Here is a 16,181-nt window from a genome sequence, read left to right on the forward strand (position 1 = left end):
CGAATAATAAGCAATAGCTCCACACCCATGAGGCATATAACATATATATATACAACAGAGACGTGGAGAATGGTTACTTATTATCTGCGAGCTTCAAATTTACCAGATTTGCGAAACAGATAATAAATACGCTATCCCCAAAATAAAAAAGCGTAGCTCCTTTGCAGAGATACGCCACAAATATAGTTATATTTTCCGATATTGAAACTTTGGTGAGTACTATTTTGCCATCTGATTTAGTTGGAATACTGCCATATCGCTATTCGTCCCTATTCTGAAAGGAGGTCCTCACAAAGATAATCCGCTGGATAAGCAGACAGCAAGTAACTCCCAACGCATAATAGAAACCGTGATTCAGCGATGGTACAAACAACTTCGTCACATCGGCTATCAATAAAGCAAAAATCATATACAAGGTAAATACCAGCCATGCCGAACCGATGTGAAACATGGATTTCGACAATAGAACAGGCATATCAATGTGACGGGTCAGCATAGCGATTACCAGCGAGAACGCTACCATCCAGTAGATGACAGACAGCAGCACCTTCATCCCCAGTGAGAAACCGGAGAGCATCTGTAAAGCACGGATAAATATGAGACATTGCCTCCTACATAGGCAAGTATAAATATCAGGAAAAATATCCGCATAATCGTTATAAGTTAAAATGGTTATCAAATACATTATCGCCCTTCTCCGTAGTCAGGCAGTGGAGTGTCTGCATATTTTTGTGAGGTATTTGTCAGGAATCGAAGTCTATATTTGCTAAAATAAAGATTATGCAGCAGAAACACCATGTTTCTACTACATAATAATTATAATTAGGTTTATGCGAGACATTCAGCAATACTGCTATCTATTGTTGACCGCCTGCTCCAGTTGCTTCAAAGCTTTCTCCAGCGTAGCACGTGGACAAGCGATATTCAACCGCATAAATCCTTCACCCTCTTTGCCGAAAGTCGTTCCTTCATTCAAAGCTAAATGAGCATCTTCCACAAACAGGTTGTTCAGTTCTTTCTGATTCAATCCCAGTTCGCGGCAATCCAAAAAGATAAGGTAAGATGCTTGCGGACGGATCATTCTGATGGCAGGAATATGTTCCTTCAGATAATTTTCGGTAAAGTCAATATTTGCTTTTATATAAGCTATGACCTGATCCAGCCATTCAGTACCATGACTGTACGCCGCCGCTACACTGAGATAAGCAAACAAGTGTCCTTCGCTAAACTCGCCAGCTTCCATATATACCTGAAACCGGTGACGAAGCTCGTCATTCTCGATGATTGTATAAGAGCTTGCCAGTCCGGGCATATTGAATGCCTTGCTCGGAGACATAAATACAAGTGAATTCATTCGCGCTTTCTCCGAAATCAAGGCAAAGGCAGGATGCTTGTAAGGAGGTAAAGTCAGGTCGGCATGAATCTCGTCAGAAATCACCAAGGTACCGCTTTCGTAGCAGATATCAGCAATCTGTGACAATTCCTCTTTCGTCCATACCCGTCCGCCCGGATTATGGGGATTGCTTAGAATAAGCAGTTTACATCCTTGTACATCTTTACGGAAACGGTCAAAATCAATATGATATTGTCCCTCTTTCAGCACCAGCGGACTGAATACCACTTCACGTTCATTCTTCTGCGTCACTAGGAAGAAAGGATGGTACACAGGAGGCAGCACCATCACTTTATCTCCTTTCTCCGTGAAGCAATGGATAGCAAAAGCCAGTCCACGGACAATACCGGGAGTAAACGTCAGCATTTCTTCACGAATCTCCCAGCCATGCCGTTCTTTCAGCCAGTTGACAATGGATTCCGCCCACTCTTTGCAAGCAAAGGTATACCCCAACACTTCATGATCAAGACGTTTCTTTAAAGCCTCGATAACAAAAGGAGCCGTACGAAAATCCATATCGGCCACCCACATCGGAATCAAATCATTACGTCCCCAACGTCCTTGTACGGCATCCCATTTTACGGAATCCGTACCGTTACGGTCTATTATTTCATCAAAATTATAGTTCATACTGCATAAGTTTTTATGAATCTTGAAGCAAAAGTACACAAAAACTCTGAGTTTGTATCTTAAAACTCTGTAACAGACGTTTTCTATCCTGCCGGTCTGTCAAATTTCACATCATATACCGGAGCTATGCGTATCGACCGGACGCCTTGCGAAGATAACTCTAACTTCTTTCTGACAGATGGGTCCAGATAAATATTCACTTCCGGTGCAAAGGGAATTATCTGCAATAAATATTCCTGACTGCCCTGCCGCTTCATTCTGCCGGTGTCAAACATCATAGGACCTCCCCAATAGTAATCATCGGCTATCAATGCACCTTTATTATACAGAGCTCCGGTATCTCCCGTATAGTCTATCATCAAATAGGCATTTTTCACGGAAACAGGCAACTGAGGAACACTAACCGCATAATACAATGATGAGGGGACAGGCTTGAAATTCACAAAATACTGAGGTCCCGGACAAGACTCAGGAGTTTCTTTCAATCTGTTGTCTTCAGGATAAACCGGTTGCTGCGGAACATAAGAGTCCGGGTTCTGCTCTTTCCGGCAAGAGACCTGTAAGGGAACTGCCGGAACTTCAAAACGAATGACTTGAAATTCTCCCTGCTTACGTTTCTTCACACTGATTCCCTCCCGGACTTTCCAGCGGCTGTCCGCCGGATATATCTGCATTTCAAATTGATTCCTGTCGACATTGCGAACGGTTATTTCTTCCGAAGAAGGAATGACCTGCGAAGAAGTGATACATAAGAGATCTTCATTCCCTTTCTGTATCTTCCAGCTCCTACGGGCTTGCTCCTGAGTCAGCAGCAGAATTTTAGTCTGCCTGCCATTCACTGCCGACAACACGATCAGATGTTCTTTTTCCTGTCCGCACTTCAAGAGGTATTTATCGCCTGTATTCTTTACCGGACGACCATCCATCATCACTTTCTTCAACTGACCGGCAGAGAAAACCAGCTCTGAAGCAGTGGCCGGATGAGAAAGAAACACGTAAGTCGGCACCTTGTTTTTCAGAATATAGAGTGGCTGAACCGTTGCATAATGCAGTAAATGCCCGTTAATGTCTATATTGAAAGGCATAATCAGTTGCTCGCCGGATGCGATGTTCAGTGGCGGGAAAAGCAATTCTGTACCGCCTTGCTGCTGAATACGGATACGAATATCACTTAAATCCTTCATTTCCAGCAAACGCTGATAGTTATTGATAAAAACATAACCGCTATTTCCATGACTGCGCACGCTCATTCTCAACGTTTCATTGTCACCCGGTTTCAACGGACGTTTGTCGGGGAAAGTAGTCACTGTAGTTGCCAGGTGCGGTCCGAAATCATTCAGGAAGGCATGCAGAGTTTTCAGATCGTAATATGATTCATTCAATTGCCCCCACTCTCCTATCGGTGCATTAAAATCGTAATTGATAATCGGATAGTCGTTGGGGTATTTGGTTGCTTTCGATTCTTGCAGCGTGCTGTATTTGCCTATGGGATTGGAGCCGCCATGATACATATAATATCCCATCATATTAGCTCCCGAACCTACTTTGACATAACTCTGGGCTACCACATCTTTGGCAGCGATCACAGGACAGCGATGGTAAGTGATCTGATTTCCTCCTCCCATCTCGGCTGTGCTATAAGGATATTGAAGTCCTTTGGACGTCGTATTTTCCTGCTCGCCCAGCAAATCGGCGCCCACAGCAGGATCACTAGCCCAGGAACTGAACAAGTAATTTCGTGACAAAGCCAGTTCGGTGACTTTTGAACTCCAGGGAGCTTCGGGATATCCTCCCCAGACAGGAATCAGCTCGGTCTGCTTCAAATCCGACTTAGGCCAGCCGGTAGCTGTATAATAAGGAACATCCATGCCGGATTGTATGGCTATCCGCTTCAGGTTCAGCATATGATTTAACCGCGTTCTGCTATCAAAACGATATTCGTTCTCGATCTGCAAGCCGATGACGGGACCTTCATTCTTAAAGTACATTCCTTCCGCCTGTTTGCCTATTTCATTGAAAAACCGCTCCACATGTTTCAGATAAACCGGATTATCTTTACGCACTCCTCCCTCAATGCCCATCAGCCAATCGGGAAAACCACCGTAACGAACCTCACCATGACACCACGGTCCGATTCGCAGCCACACATACATGCCATGCTGATGACATAGTTCCAGAAAATGACGCAAATCCTTATTACCTTCCCAAATATACGTATTCTCCTTTTCTTCATGATAGTTCCAGAAGACGTAAGTCGCTATGACAGTTACCCCGGATGCTTTCATTTTCAGGATGGATTCTTCCCAGTCGGCACGGGGAACACGACCGTAATGAATCTCACCCATTACAGGATACCAGGGTTGCCCGTCTTTCAGATAATACAGGTTGTTCAAAGAGAAGGAATGACCGGAAGGAGAAAGGTGAGTCCCCTGTTTCAAATGTCCTTCTATCAGTGGAGATTCCTTTGGCAAAACAACTGTATAGTCTTTTTGCGACCATACATACGTACTCATTAACAAGCTTATGCAAAGCAGTAGCAATCGGGATAATCGAAAATTCATAATACGTCATTTTTAGTTACATCACAAAGGTATGCCTAAATAACTCCCCCGAAGAGGAGAAAATGAACGGATAGCAAAACAAAATGAAAAAAGACAAAAGGAAATGGACAGCCAAGGGTACTTTTCAGACAAAAGCCCATCCTTACATATTTTCCATGTATTGTCTGGGAGTTTTTCCGTATTTCTCCACAAAGCATTTGGAGAAATAAGAAGAGTCGGAAAAACCGACCATATACATGACTTCCGAAATCATAAACTGTTTCTTGGCAAGAAGCATCGCAGCCTTTTTCATCCGTATACCTTTTATATATTCAACTGTGGTATAGCCGGTCAGTTGTTTGACACGGCGATAAATCTGTTTTGAATGATAACCTGACAGTTCTGACAGTCTGGTTACATTCAAATCGGAGTTTGAAAGATTTTGCTCAATGACCTCCGTTATGTAAGTCAGGAACTTCTCATCCGGAGATTCTGTGATTACCGTATCTGTTTCCAAAGAAATGCCTTCCTCTTTCAGTTTACGCACTAACCGGTACTTATTACGGAGAATCCTATCGATATGCGCTACCAGCTCTTTGATATCAAAAGGCTTGGAGATAAATGCCTCGATTCCCAGTGACAACAGATTATATTCGGTCTTCTTGTCATCTTTTGCCGTCAGCATGATTACAGGGATAGTAGATGTCGTCAGGTTCGCCTTCAGTTGCTTTACCATCTCTACCCCGTTCATTACAGGCATCATAATGTCCGCAATGATCACATCGGGAGAATACTGCAGAGCCATCTCCATCCCTTTCTTGCCATTGTAGGCCAACAGGCATTCGGCATTATGCAGGCTATTCTCTCCCGAGTGATGATAATAATTCTCATCTGCCACATACAGTTTTCCTTTTTGGGAAAGCAGTTTCTCTTTATTGACTACGAAAACTCCTCCGCAATAAGCTACCAGATATAAATTACTATGATTATCGCCATTGATATAGTAAGTCCAGTTTGCATTCCGGGTATGTGTAGAATCTGCTATCTGATAATTCTCAAAGGTTTCCGTCGCATAGTCAAATCTGTTTATTCCACCATATGCGAATTGTAATACAGAGAAATGCCCGATCCTGTACCCAGCCATATATTCCCATCCCTGTCCTCAAAAATATGCCATATTATATTGTTTACCAGTGATTTCGTATTCTGAGAACTATGAACCGCATGCTCATAACGATTCAAACTTTCATCATAGATATACAATCCATTGTCCGTACCCAGCCACAACAAGCCATCAGCACTGATGTGCATATTCTTAACAGGAGTATGGGGGAACGGTGTGATGCGGGTAAACTTCCCCGACGAAATATCATATTTCCACAGTCCGTTCTCCCTGCCTATCCATACCCACCGGTTAGCGGAATCGACTTCTAATGAAAGTATTAAAGAAGATTCTTCGGAAGGCACAGACAAATATTCATAAGTATCTGCGGATTCATCATAAAGGTACAGCCCTTGATAGTTGGCAATAAGGAAGCGACTTTTGTCCAGCCTGACAATCGGATTAGTAGGCAATTGAGGTATTTTATCGACGGGCTGAAACGTATTCCGCCCGGTATCATATTTAATGAGACCGTTCAATGTGCCTAACAGAATGACCGAGTCATTCATCTGCTCAATGGCTCTTATGGACATAGTGGGAGAAGAAAGCAACTGACACGTATCTGACTTCAGATCCAGCAAATAAAGTCCTTTTTCTGTTCCCAAATAAAAATGGACATCATCTTGTTTCAGCGTACAATAAATGAAAGTTCCTTTTAAAACGTCACTGCCATCCAGCACCTTGTGTCTGCATACTTTCTGACCATCAAACATACTCAATCCGTTGGAAGTCCCCATCCATATAACGCCTTTCTCGTCCTGAAAAAAACAGTGGACAAATGCTCCTCCCTTATCGAAGTTCACAAACTCACGTGTCCTTTCTATCTGGGCATAAGAAGAGATACATAGCTGCAACAGCAAGAGGGAAACCAACATGTGTTTTATCATAATATTCAAGTATATATTCGTTTTACTCCTACAAAAATAGTACATTTGTACTCAATTCAAAAAGGAATCTATGACGAAAGCTTTATTTTTTGATATAGACGGAACGCTGGTTAGTTTCGAAACACATCGTATCCCGTCTTCTACTATTGAGGCATTGGAAGCCGCCCACGCAAAAGGGCTTAAAATATTTATCGCTACCGGACGTCCGAAAGCGATTATCAACAATCTTTCCGAATTGCAGGACCGGAACCTTATCGATGGATATATAACCATGAACGGGGCCTATTGCTTTGTCGGAGAAGAGGTGATTTACAAAAGTGCCATTCCGCAGGAAGAAGTAAAGGCAATGGCTGCTTTCTGCGAAAAGAAAGGAGTACCCTGCATCTTCGTGGAGGAACACAACATCTCTGTTTGTCAGCCGAATGAGATGGTGAAGAAGATTTTTTATGACTTCCTGCATGTCAATGTCATCCCAACGGTTTCGTTTGAAGAAGCAAGCAATAAAGAAGTAATCCAGATGACTCCTTTCATCACGGAAGAAGAAGAAAAAGAGGTGCTTCCCTCTATACCGACGTGTGAAATAGGACGCTGGTATCCGGCCTTCGCGGATGTCACAGCCAAAGGCGACACCAAACAGAAAGGCATTGACGAAATAATCCGGTATTTCGGTATCAGGCTGGAAGAAACGATGTCATTCGGCGACGGAGGAAATGATATCAGCATGCTTCGTCATGCAGCTATCGGGGTTGCCATGGGACAGGCCAAAGAGGATGTAAAAGCCGCAGCTGATTATGTGACAGTCCCCATTGATGAGGACGGCATCAGTAAGGCTATGAAACATTTCGGTATTATCTAATTTTATTTATCCGGTCGGTATCTCTGCCTATCCGTCACAAGTTTTATGAGCGTAGACATTAATAACGCAGCTTTTCAGGACGCCCTGAACCTTATCCAATATACCCGCCAGTCGGTTTTCCTGACCGGAAAAGCGGGTACAGGTAAATCTACATTCCTACGTTACGTCTGCGAACATACCAGAAAGAAACATGTTGTACTCGCACCTACCGGTATTGCCGCCATCAATGCCGGAGGGAGTACAATGCACAGTTTCTTTAAACTCCCTTTCTATCCGTTACTGCCGGATGATCCGAACTTAAGTCTTCAGAGAGGACGCATCCATGAGTTCTTCAAGTATACCAAACCGCACCGGAAGCTGTTGGAACAAATAGAACTGGTCATCATAGACGAAATCTCGATGGTACGGGCGGACATCATTGATGCTATCGACCGTATTTTACGCGTATATTCTCATAACTTACGGGAACCTTTCGGCGGAAAACAGTTATTATTGGTAGGTGATGTTTTCCAGCTGGAACCTGTAGTTAAAAACGATGAGCGGGAGATTCTGAACCGTGCCTACCCTACTCCGTACTTCTTCTCTGCAAAAGTATTCAGCCAGATCGACCTGGTATCCATCGAACTTCAGAAAGTGTACCGACAGACTGACCCCGTTTTTGTCAGCGTTCTCGACCATATCCGTACCAACACTGCCGGAGCCGCTGATCTTCAGCTGCTGAACACCCGATACGGAAGTCATATAGAGGAATCGGAAGCCGATATGTACATCACACTTGCCACCCGAAGGGATACAGTCGATTCGATCAATGAAAAGAAACTGACTGAACTTGCGGGTGATCCGATCACTTTTGAGGGAAACATTGAAGGAGATTTCCCTGAAAGCAGTCTGCCAACCTCACAAGAACTCGTCTTAAAAACGGGTGCTCAAATCATCTTTATCAAGAATGATTTCGACCGCCGATGGGTAAACGGCACTATCGGAGTGATCGCCGGTATCGACGAGGAAGAAGAAACGATATACGTCATCACCGATGACGGCAAAGAATGTGATGTAAAACGGGAATCATGGCGTAACATCCGCTATCGCTACAACGAAAAGACGAAAGAGATTGAAGAAGAAGTCCTAGGCAGTTTCACACAATACCCTATCCGGCTGGCTTGGGCCATTACCGTTCACAAGAGTCAGGGACTGACTTTCAGCCGTGTAGTCATTGACTTCACAGGAGGGGTGTTTGCCGGCGGACAGGCGTATGTAGCCCTCAGCCGCTGTACCTCACTGGATGGTATCCAGCTCAAAAAGCCTATCCACCGGGCAGATATCTTTGTACGACCGGAGATTGTAAACTTTGCCGGACGGTTCAACGACCGGCAAGCTATTGACAAGGCACTAAAACAGGCGCAAGCGGATGTTCAATACGCTGCTGCCGCACGTGCATTCGATAAAGGGGATATGGAAGAGTGCCTGGAACAATTCTTCCGCGCCATCCACTCCCGTTATGATATAGAAAAACCTGTTCCCCGCCGTTTAATCCGCCGGAAACTTGGTATTATCAATACTTTGCAGGAACAGAACAAAAAACTGAAAGAACAAATGCGGGAACAGCAGGAACGTCTGCGACAATATGCACACGAATACCTGTTGATGGGAAATGAGTGTATCACCCAAGCTCACGACGCCCGTGCCGCCATAGCCAATTACGATAAGGCGCTTAGTCTCGATCCTAACTATATAGACGCCTGGATACGAAAAGGAATCACCCTGCTCAACAGCAAGGAGTATTTTGATGCGGAAAACTGTTTCAATACGGCTGTCAGCCTCCACCCGGCAAACTTTAAAGCGGTATACAACCGTGGCAAACTCAGACTAAAACTGGAAAATACCGAAGGAGCCATAGCCGATCTGGACAAGGCAACCAGCCTGAAACCTGAACATGCCGGCGCACATGAACTTTTTGGTGACGCCCTGCTGAAAACCGGAAAAGAGGTAGAAGCCGCCATACAATGGAGAATAGCGGAAGAACTCAGAAAGAAGAAGTCATAAATAAGTACAAACATCCCTTTCGGAAAAGATACAGTTCTTTCCCCACTCAAAATGCTTCAGAAGCCTTCCGATTGTGAAAGTTGCTGAATATCACTTTACATCAAAAACTTTTTATTAACTTTGCCTTCGTATGTACGTCAAACTCTTAAAAGAAAAGCAAATGAAAAAAGGTTTGAAAATCGCAGCTATCATCGTAGGAGTAATTATCATTCTGATGCTCCTCCTTCCTTTCGCCTTCCAGGGAAAGATAGCAGGTATTGTAAAAACGGAAGGCAATAAGATGCTTAATGCACAATTTGACTTTAAGAAACTTAACATTAGCCTGTTCCGTAACTTCCCACAGGCTTCTGTCACTCTCGAAGATTTTTGGCTGAAAGGTGCAGGAGAATTCGCCAATGACACGCTTGTACAAGCCGGAGAAGTAACCGCCACCATCAATCTGTTCTCTCTTTTCGGAGACAGCGGCTATGACATTTCCAAAGTATTCATAGAAGATACCCGCCTGCATGCCATCGTTCTGCCGGACGGACGTGCCAACTGGGATATCATGAAACCCGATACAGCAGCTACACAGGAAACACCTGCCACGGAAGAAGAAGCTTCTCCTTTCAAAATTAAGCTGCAACGTTTCGTTATCAAGAACATGAATCTGATCTATGATGATCAACAAGGAAAAATGTATGCTGACATCCGTGATTTCAATGCGCTTTGTGCCGGAGATTTAGGCAGTAACCGCACGACTCTGAAATTAGAGGCTGAAACTAAATCACTGACTTATAAGATGAATGGAATTCCATTCCTCGCAAATGCCAATATCTCCGCCAAAATGGATGTGGATGCCGATCTTGCCAACAACAAGTATACTTTGAAAGATAATGTTATCCGCCTCAACGCTATCCAGGCAGGTATCGACGGCTGGGTAGAACTGAAAGATCCTGCGATCGACATGGATCTGAAACTAAACACGAATGACGTAGGATTCAAAGAAATTCTTTCGTTGATTCCTGCTATCTACGCAACCGAATTCTCCAGCCTGAAAACTGACGGAACCGCCACTCTTACCGCATCGGCAAAGGGTATGCTACAAGGTGACACCGTTCCTGCCTTCAACATCGATATGCAAGTCAAGAACGCCATGTTCCGTTATCCGGCATTACCGGCAGGAGTCGACCAGATCAATGTCAGTGCCAATGTTCAGAATCCGGGTGGAAACATCGATCTGACCACTATCAAGATCAATCCGTTCAGTTTCCGTCTGGCAGGCAATCCGTTCAGTTTGATTGCAGATGTGAAAACCCCGGTCAGCGATCCTGACTTCAAGGCTGAAGCAAAGGGAGTACTCGATCTGGGAATGATCAAACAAGTATATCCACTGGGGGATATGGAACTGAATGGTACCATCAATGCCGATATGCAGATGGCCGGACGCCTTTCTTATATAGAAAAAGAGCAATATGACAATATGAAAGCATCCGGAACGATCGGCCTGACCAATATGAAACTGAAAATGCAGGATATGCCGGATGTGGATATCAAGAAATCGCTCTTTACCTTCACTCCGAAGTATCTGCAGCTAAGTGAAACAACCGTCAACATCGGCAAGAATGACATTACCGCCGACAGTCGTTTCGAAAATTATATCGGCTACGTCCTGAAAGGTACTACGCTGAAAGGAACGCTGAACATTCATTCCAATTATTTTAATCTGAATGATTTCATGACGGCTTCTGCAGACAGTACTGCAACTGCCGACGCTGCAACTACAGACTCCACTACTGTTACCGGTATCGTTGAAGTTCCTAAGAACATCGATTTCCAGATGGATGCCAACCTGAAGCAAGTATTATTTGACAAGATGACATTCAACAATATGAATGGTAAACTTGTGGTGAAAGACGGAAAAGTGGACATGAAGAATCTTTCTATGAGCACTATGGGTGGCAATGTGGTGATGAACGGTTATTATTCTACCGCCAACGCCAAGAAGCCGGAAATGAAAGCCGGGTTCAAACTGACCAACCTCAGTTTCTCACAAGCTTACAAAGAACTGGACATGGTACAACAACTGGCTCCTATCTTCGAAAGCCTGAAAGGAAACTTCTCCGGAAGTATCAACGTACTGACTGATCTGGATGCCACAATGAGTCCGGTACTGGATACCATGCAAGGAGACGGCAGCCTGTCTACCCGCGACCTCAGCCTAAGCGGCGTGAAAGCGATTGACCAGATAGCCGATGCCATCAAGCAGCCGAGTCTGAAAGAGATGAAAGTGAAGGATATGACGCTGGACTTCACCATCAAAGACGGACGAGTGGAAACCCAGCCGTTCGATATCAAGATGGGCGACTACAATCTGAATCTCTCCGGTAGCACAGGACTTGACCAGACTATCGACTATACGGGTAAAATCAAACTTCCTGCCTCTGCCGGCAATATATCTAAAATGATGACCCTCGACTTAAAGATCGGTGGTTCATTCACTTCTCCTAAGGTCAGTGTCGACACCAAGAGTATGGCAAACCAAGCTGTGGAAGCCGTAGCCAACGAAGCAATCAGTAAATTAGGAGAAAAGCTGGGACTCGACTCTGCAACCACTGCAAACAAAGATTCTATCAAACAGAAGGTTACAGAAAAGGCCGCTGAGAAAGCTCTGGAACTCTTGAAGAAAATCAAATAAAAGAAAGGAGAAGAGATTATGCTTCTGAAGCTGTATGATAAAAACAACAACCCGCAAGACCTGCAACGGGTAACCGACATCCTGAACGATGGCGGACTGATCATCTATCCTACGGATACGATGTACGCCATCGGCTGTCACGGATTGAAAGAGCGTGCCATCGAACGTATTTGCCGTATCAAGGAAATCGATCCGCGCAAAAACAATCTGTCCATCATCTGCTATGACCTGAGCAGTATCAGCGAATACGCCAAAGTAGGCAACAACGAGTTCAAGCTCATGAAGCATAATCTCCCCGGTCCGTTCACCTTTATCCTGAACGGAACCAACCGGTTGCCCAAAATCTTCCGCAACCGGAAAGAGGTAGGTATCCGCATGCCGGACAATAACATCATCCGTGAGATTGCCCGGTTATTGGATGCCCCCATCATGACGACCACGCTGCCGTATGACGAAAATGAAGACCTGGAATACATGACTGACCCTGAACTCATAGACGAGAAATTCGGAGATATGGTGGATTTAGTTATCGACGGAGGAATCGGAGGGATAGAACCCTCGACAGTAGTCAAATGTACAGAAGACGAGCCGGAAATCGTCCGACAAGGAAAAGGATGGCTGGAAGAAATCTAGCATCGGGGAACAGTTAACATATAGAAAACATATAAATTAGGCACGGATGACGCGGATTTCACGGTTTTTAGAGATTAAGTTGAGTATCTAAAACCGTGTTAATCCGCGTCATCCGTGCCTAAAATCCTCTTACTTGATCAAAGATTCGGGATCTAAGTGTGTAGCCTCAATATCTTTGAAGTAACGGTAAGTACCCACTTTCAGTTCTACAGTAGCAGCATCGTCACAAACGATGATACCTTTTTCATGCATCTGCAATGCACTGATAGTCCACATCTGTGTGATAGCACCTTCTACTGCATGATACAAAGCACGGGCTTTGTTATGTCCGTTTACAATGATCATCACTTCTTTTGCAGAAAGTACCGTACCGACTCCAACTGTCAGAGAAGTCTTTGGAACCTTATTGATGTCATTGTCGAAGAAACGGGAATTAGCAATGATAGTATCCATCGTCAATGTTTTCTGACGAGTGCGGGAAGTCAGTGAGGAACCCGGTTCGTTGAAAGCGATGTGTCCGTCAGGACCGATACCACCCATGAAAAGATCAATGCCACCGTAAGACTTAATCTTTTCCTCATAACGTGCACACTCTGCATCCAAGTCAGGAGCGTTACCATTCAGAATATTTGTATTCTCCGGTTTGATATCAATATGACCAAAGAAGTTATTCCACATAAAAGAATAGTAGCTTTCCGGATGTTCCTTCGGCAAACCAACATATTCATCCATATTGAATGTTACTACATTTTGGAAAGAAACAATTCCTTTCTTATTAAGGTCGATCAAAGCTTTATACATACCCAAAGGAGAAGATCCGGTAGGGCAGCCCAATACAAATGGTTTTTCGGGGGTTGGATTGGCAGCTTTTATTTTTGCAGCAACATAATGTGCAGCCCACTGAGATACGGACTGATAGTCCGGCTGAATAATAAGTCTCATAAGTCGATTGTTTTATAGGTTAGTCAATTAATAATTATCTCACTCATCGTTTTAACGGTCTTTCTTCAAACGGTCCGCCATCGCATGCGCTAAATTCTCGCACTGGGTATAGGTAATGTCTTTCATCGCCTGCTTCATCTCTACCGGATCGCCCACCAGTTCGAACTTGCTCTTTTCCGCAAATTCAGCCATACGCTTCACAGCAGCTCCTGCCCATGTGAAGGAACCGAAGTAGCCCAGATAACGTCCCTTAAGTTCGCGAACCAGAATCTTCGATAACAACGATTCCACTTCCGGGAAAATCTGATTGCTATATGTGGGAGAACCGATAATCAAACCCTTATAACGGAAAATATCCGCAATGATATAAGAAGGATCACTTTTACTCACATTGTGCATAACGATATTTTTGATTCCCTGTGCGGAGAGTTCTTCAGCAATAGCTTCCGCCATCTGCTCCGTATTTCCATACATGCTGCCATAGGCGATCACCACCCCCTCATCCGCATCGTAGCGGCTCAAACGGTCGTAAATTCCGATCACCTTGGCTATATTTTCTGTCCATACCGGCCCATGCGTAGAACAAATGGTAGTAATAGGCAGTCCTCCCAACTTTTGCAATGCTTTCTGTACCGGACTACCGTACTTGCCTACGATATTGGAGTAGTAACGAACCATTTCCCCCCAATACTTATCTACATTGATACGGGTATCCAGAAATCCGCCGTCCACTGTACCAAAACATCCGAATCCATCACCGGAGAAAAGGATTCCGTCTGTTTCATCGAATGTCATCATTGTCTCAGGCCAGTGCACCATTGGAGTCATATAGAAACGAAGCATATGCTTGCCTAAGGCAAGGAAATCTCCGTCTTTCACCAGATACTGCTCGCCGGTCACACCATAGAATCCTTCAATCATGCCAAAGGTCTGCTTATTACCAACAATGATAATATCCGGATAGTGCTGTTTAATCAATCGGATGGAGCCCGAGTGATCCGGTTCCATATGATTTATAATCAAATAGTTAATAGGGCGTTCACCGATTACTTGCTTGATTTTACGCAAATAGACTTCAAAATAACAAATATCCACAGTATCCACCAACGCCACCATTTCATCATCAATCAAATAAGAGTTATACGAAACTCCATAGGGTAATGGCCACAACGCCTCAAAACGGTGTTTATTACGGTCATTCACTCCCACATAGTGGACATTTCCTTTAATTCTTGTTTTCTGTTCCATTCTTCAACTTTAATTAATTTCTGCTCACCAGCTATGATTCCCTTAAAAACAGAGATTTACTCTGTGGTGAAGTTATCTTCCGCAAAAATAACTCTTTTTTCTGAATCCCTGTACTTCTTACCTTGATAAGCTCCCCTTTCTTTCATTCTTTTTTGCAAACGAGTTACAAATTCATAATTCTTCAGCCCCCAGTCCGGAGCAATCAGTAATTCCTTGGGAGACTGCGAGACAAAACGTTCCAGCACCAGATCCGGATGAAGATGCTCTACATAATCAATTACCAGGTCAATATATTCGTCTACTTCCCTAAACAGATGAAAGCCTGTCGGGTTTTCTTCGTATTCATGCGCCATACGAGTACCACGGATTAACTGTAACTGATGAATTTTGAGAGTAGACAGAGGAAGTTCGGAAAGCATTCCTGCCTGCGCCACCATTGTGTCATGTGTTTCTCCAGGAAGACCAAGAATGATGTGTCCGCCTGTCAATATACCACAGGCAGCAGTACGCTGAACCGCTTCTACTGTATCCGCATAAGTATGTCCGCGATTGATGCGCCGCAAAGTCTCATCACTCACACTCTCTATGCCATATTCCACCATCAAAAAAGTATGCTTATTGAGTTCTTCCAAATAACGGAGCAGGTCTTCCGGCATACAATCCGGACGTGTACCGATCACCAGTCCTACTACCCCATCCACCTGCAATGCTTCCTCGTATTTACGCTTTAATCCCTCTAATTCCGCATAAGTATTGGTATATGCCTGGAAGTATGCCAGGTATTTCATTTCCGGATATTTATGGGCAAAGAAACACTTCCCTTCCTCCAGTTGGGTAGCGACTGACTTTTCCGTCCGACAGTAGTCCGGATTGAAAGTCTGGTTATTGCAATAAGTGCAACCTCCCCATCCTTTTGTTCCATCCCGATTAGGACAAGTAAAGCCGGCATTTAATGATATTTTCTGCACTTTGTAAGGAAAATACTTTCGCAGAAAGGTCGGAAAATCATTATATTGTATTTGATGAGACATATCTATTTAATTCATTTGTTATTTGTGTGGCAAACATAAGAAAAAACAGCGAGTTACAGAAAGATGCCCCAAAATATCTTCAATATATTAAAAAAAACATAAAGTGCATAAGATAAATTAATATTTATTGCGAAAGCAG

At 43.9% G+C, this 16,181-nt stretch carries 12 protein-coding genes; 4 read left to right on the forward strand and 8 right to left on the reverse strand.

The window, feature by feature from the left end:
* Positions 1-259: 259 nt before the first annotated feature.
* From BLW31_RS00350 to BLW31_RS00370, 5 genes are all read right to left on the reverse strand, one after another.
* Positions 260-577, reverse strand: a complete 318-nt coding sequence (locus tag BLW31_RS00350) for a hypothetical protein (RefSeq protein ID WP_029425315.1) — start codon at positions 575-577, stop codon at positions 260-262.
* 276 nt (positions 578-853) lie between these two features.
* Complete coding sequence (locus BLW31_RS00355) at positions 854-2,023, reverse strand: MalY/PatB family protein (RefSeq protein ID WP_010536725.1); 1,170 nt, start codon at positions 2,021-2,023, stop codon at positions 854-856.
* An 83-nt stretch (positions 2,024-2,106) separates the two neighbouring features.
* On the reverse strand, positions 2,107-4,584 hold the full coding sequence (locus BLW31_RS00360; RefSeq protein ID WP_229035512.1) for a beta-galactosidase: 2,478 nt from the start codon (positions 4,582-4,584) through the stop codon (positions 2,107-2,109).
* Between the two features lie 142 nt (positions 4,585-4,726).
* Positions 4,727-5,707 carry a response regulator transcription factor gene (locus BLW31_RS00365; protein WP_010536723.1) on the reverse strand — a complete coding sequence of 327 codons (981 nt, stop codon included), beginning with the start codon at positions 5,705-5,707 and terminating at the stop codon, positions 4,727-4,729.
* Positions 5,650-6,612, reverse strand: a complete 963-nt coding sequence (locus tag BLW31_RS00370) for a ligand-binding sensor domain-containing protein (protein WP_029425313.1) — start codon at positions 6,610-6,612, stop codon at positions 5,650-5,652. Before BLW31_RS00370 ends, BLW31_RS00365 begins: the two co-directional genes overlap by 58 nt.
* Positions 6,613-6,682: 70 nt before the next feature.
* Between BLW31_RS00370 and BLW31_RS00375 the strand changes: the two genes are divergently transcribed.
* The 4 genes from BLW31_RS00375 (at position 6,683) to BLW31_RS00390 (ending at position 12,821) form a co-directional block, all read left to right on the forward strand.
* Positions 6,683-7,468 (forward strand): Cof-type HAD-IIB family hydrolase, encoded by a 786-nt coding sequence (locus BLW31_RS00375; protein WP_010536721.1) that lies wholly within the window; start codon positions 6,683-6,685, stop codon positions 7,466-7,468.
* 45 nt (positions 7,469-7,513) lie between these two features.
* A complete protein-coding gene (locus BLW31_RS00380; RefSeq protein ID WP_010536720.1) occupies positions 7,514-9,511 on the forward strand; it encodes a tetratricopeptide repeat protein in 1,998 nt (665 codons plus the stop codon).
* A gap of 160 nt (positions 9,512-9,671) precedes the next feature.
* Positions 9,672-12,188: an AsmA family protein gene (locus BLW31_RS00385; RefSeq protein WP_010536719.1), complete on the forward strand. Its 2,517-nt coding sequence runs from the start codon at positions 9,672-9,674 to the stop codon at positions 12,186-12,188.
* A gap of 18 nt (positions 12,189-12,206) precedes the next feature.
* The gene (locus tag BLW31_RS00390; protein WP_010536718.1) at positions 12,207-12,821 is read left to right on the forward strand and encodes an L-threonylcarbamoyladenylate synthase; all 615 of its coding nucleotides are present in this window, start codon (positions 12,207-12,209) and stop codon (positions 12,819-12,821) included.
* Positions 12,822-12,950: 129 nt separating this feature from the next.
* Here BLW31_RS00390 and nagB read toward each other — a convergent pair whose 3' ends face one another.
* Genes nagB through mnmL form a run of 3 tightly spaced genes read right to left on the reverse strand, consistent with a single transcriptional unit; the run spans position 12,951 to position 16,042 of the window.
* Positions 12,951-13,763 carry a glucosamine-6-phosphate deaminase gene (gene nagB / locus BLW31_RS00395; protein WP_010536717.1) on the reverse strand — a complete coding sequence of 271 codons (813 nt, stop codon included), beginning with the start codon at positions 13,761-13,763 and terminating at the stop codon, positions 12,951-12,953.
* Positions 13,764-13,814: 51 nt separating this feature from the next.
* Positions 13,815-15,011 carry an FprA family A-type flavoprotein gene (locus tag BLW31_RS00400; RefSeq protein ID WP_010536716.1) on the reverse strand — a complete coding sequence of 399 codons (1,197 nt, stop codon included), beginning with the start codon at positions 15,009-15,011 and terminating at the stop codon, positions 13,815-13,817.
* Positions 15,012-15,067: 56 nt separating this feature from the next.
* Complete coding sequence (mnmL, locus tag BLW31_RS00405; protein ID WP_010536715.1) at positions 15,068-16,042, reverse strand: tRNA modification radical SAM protein MnmL/YtqA; 975 nt, start codon at positions 16,040-16,042, stop codon at positions 15,068-15,070.
* Positions 16,043-16,181: the final 139 nt, after the last annotated feature.

It is taken from the genome of Bacteroides faecis MAJ27, from assembly GCF_900106755.1.
In the GTDB taxonomy this organism is placed as follows: domain Bacteria; phylum Bacteroidota; class Bacteroidia; order Bacteroidales; family Bacteroidaceae; genus Bacteroides; species Bacteroides faecis.

Bases quoted from the DNA above. Each gene is read 5' to 3' on its own strand.
- BLW31_RS00360 (WP_229035512.1), bottom strand. From the start codon at position 4,584: ATGAATTTTCGATTATCCCGATTGCTACTGCTTTGCATAAGCTTGTTA.
- nagB (WP_010536717.1), bottom strand. From the start codon at position 13,763: ATGAGACTTATTATTCAGCCGGACTATCAGTCCGTATCTCAGTGGGCT.
- BLW31_RS00370 (WP_029425313.1), bottom strand. From the start codon at position 6,612: ATGATAAAACACATGTTGGTTTCCCTCTTGCTGTTGCAGCTATGTATC.
- BLW31_RS00385 (WP_010536719.1), top strand. From the start codon at position 9,672: ATGAAAAAAGGTTTGAAAATCGCAGCTATCATCGTAGGAGTAATTATC.
- BLW31_RS00365 (WP_010536723.1), bottom strand. From the start codon at position 5,707: ATGGCTGGGTACAGGATCGGGCATTTCTCTGTATTACAATTCGCATAT.
- BLW31_RS00355 (WP_010536725.1), bottom strand. From the start codon at position 2,023: ATGAACTATAATTTTGATGAAATAATAGACCGTAACGGTACGGATTCC.
- mnmL (WP_010536715.1), bottom strand. From the start codon at position 16,042: ATGTCTCATCAAATACAATATAATGATTTTCCGACCTTTCTGCGAAAG.
- BLW31_RS00380 (WP_010536720.1), top strand. From the start codon at position 7,514: ATGAGCGTAGACATTAATAACGCAGCTTTTCAGGACGCCCTGAACCTT.
- BLW31_RS00375 (WP_010536721.1), top strand. From the start codon at position 6,683: ATGACGAAAGCTTTATTTTTTGATATAGACGGAACGCTGGTTAGTTTC.
- BLW31_RS00390 (WP_010536718.1), top strand. From the start codon at position 12,207: ATGCTTCTGAAGCTGTATGATAAAAACAACAACCCGCAAGACCTGCAA.
- BLW31_RS00350 (WP_029425315.1), bottom strand. From the start codon at position 577: ATGCTCTCCGGTTTCTCACTGGGGATGAAGGTGCTGCTGTCTGTCATC.
- BLW31_RS00400 (WP_010536716.1), bottom strand. From the start codon at position 15,011: ATGGAACAGAAAACAAGAATTAAAGGAAATGTCCACTATGTGGGAGTG.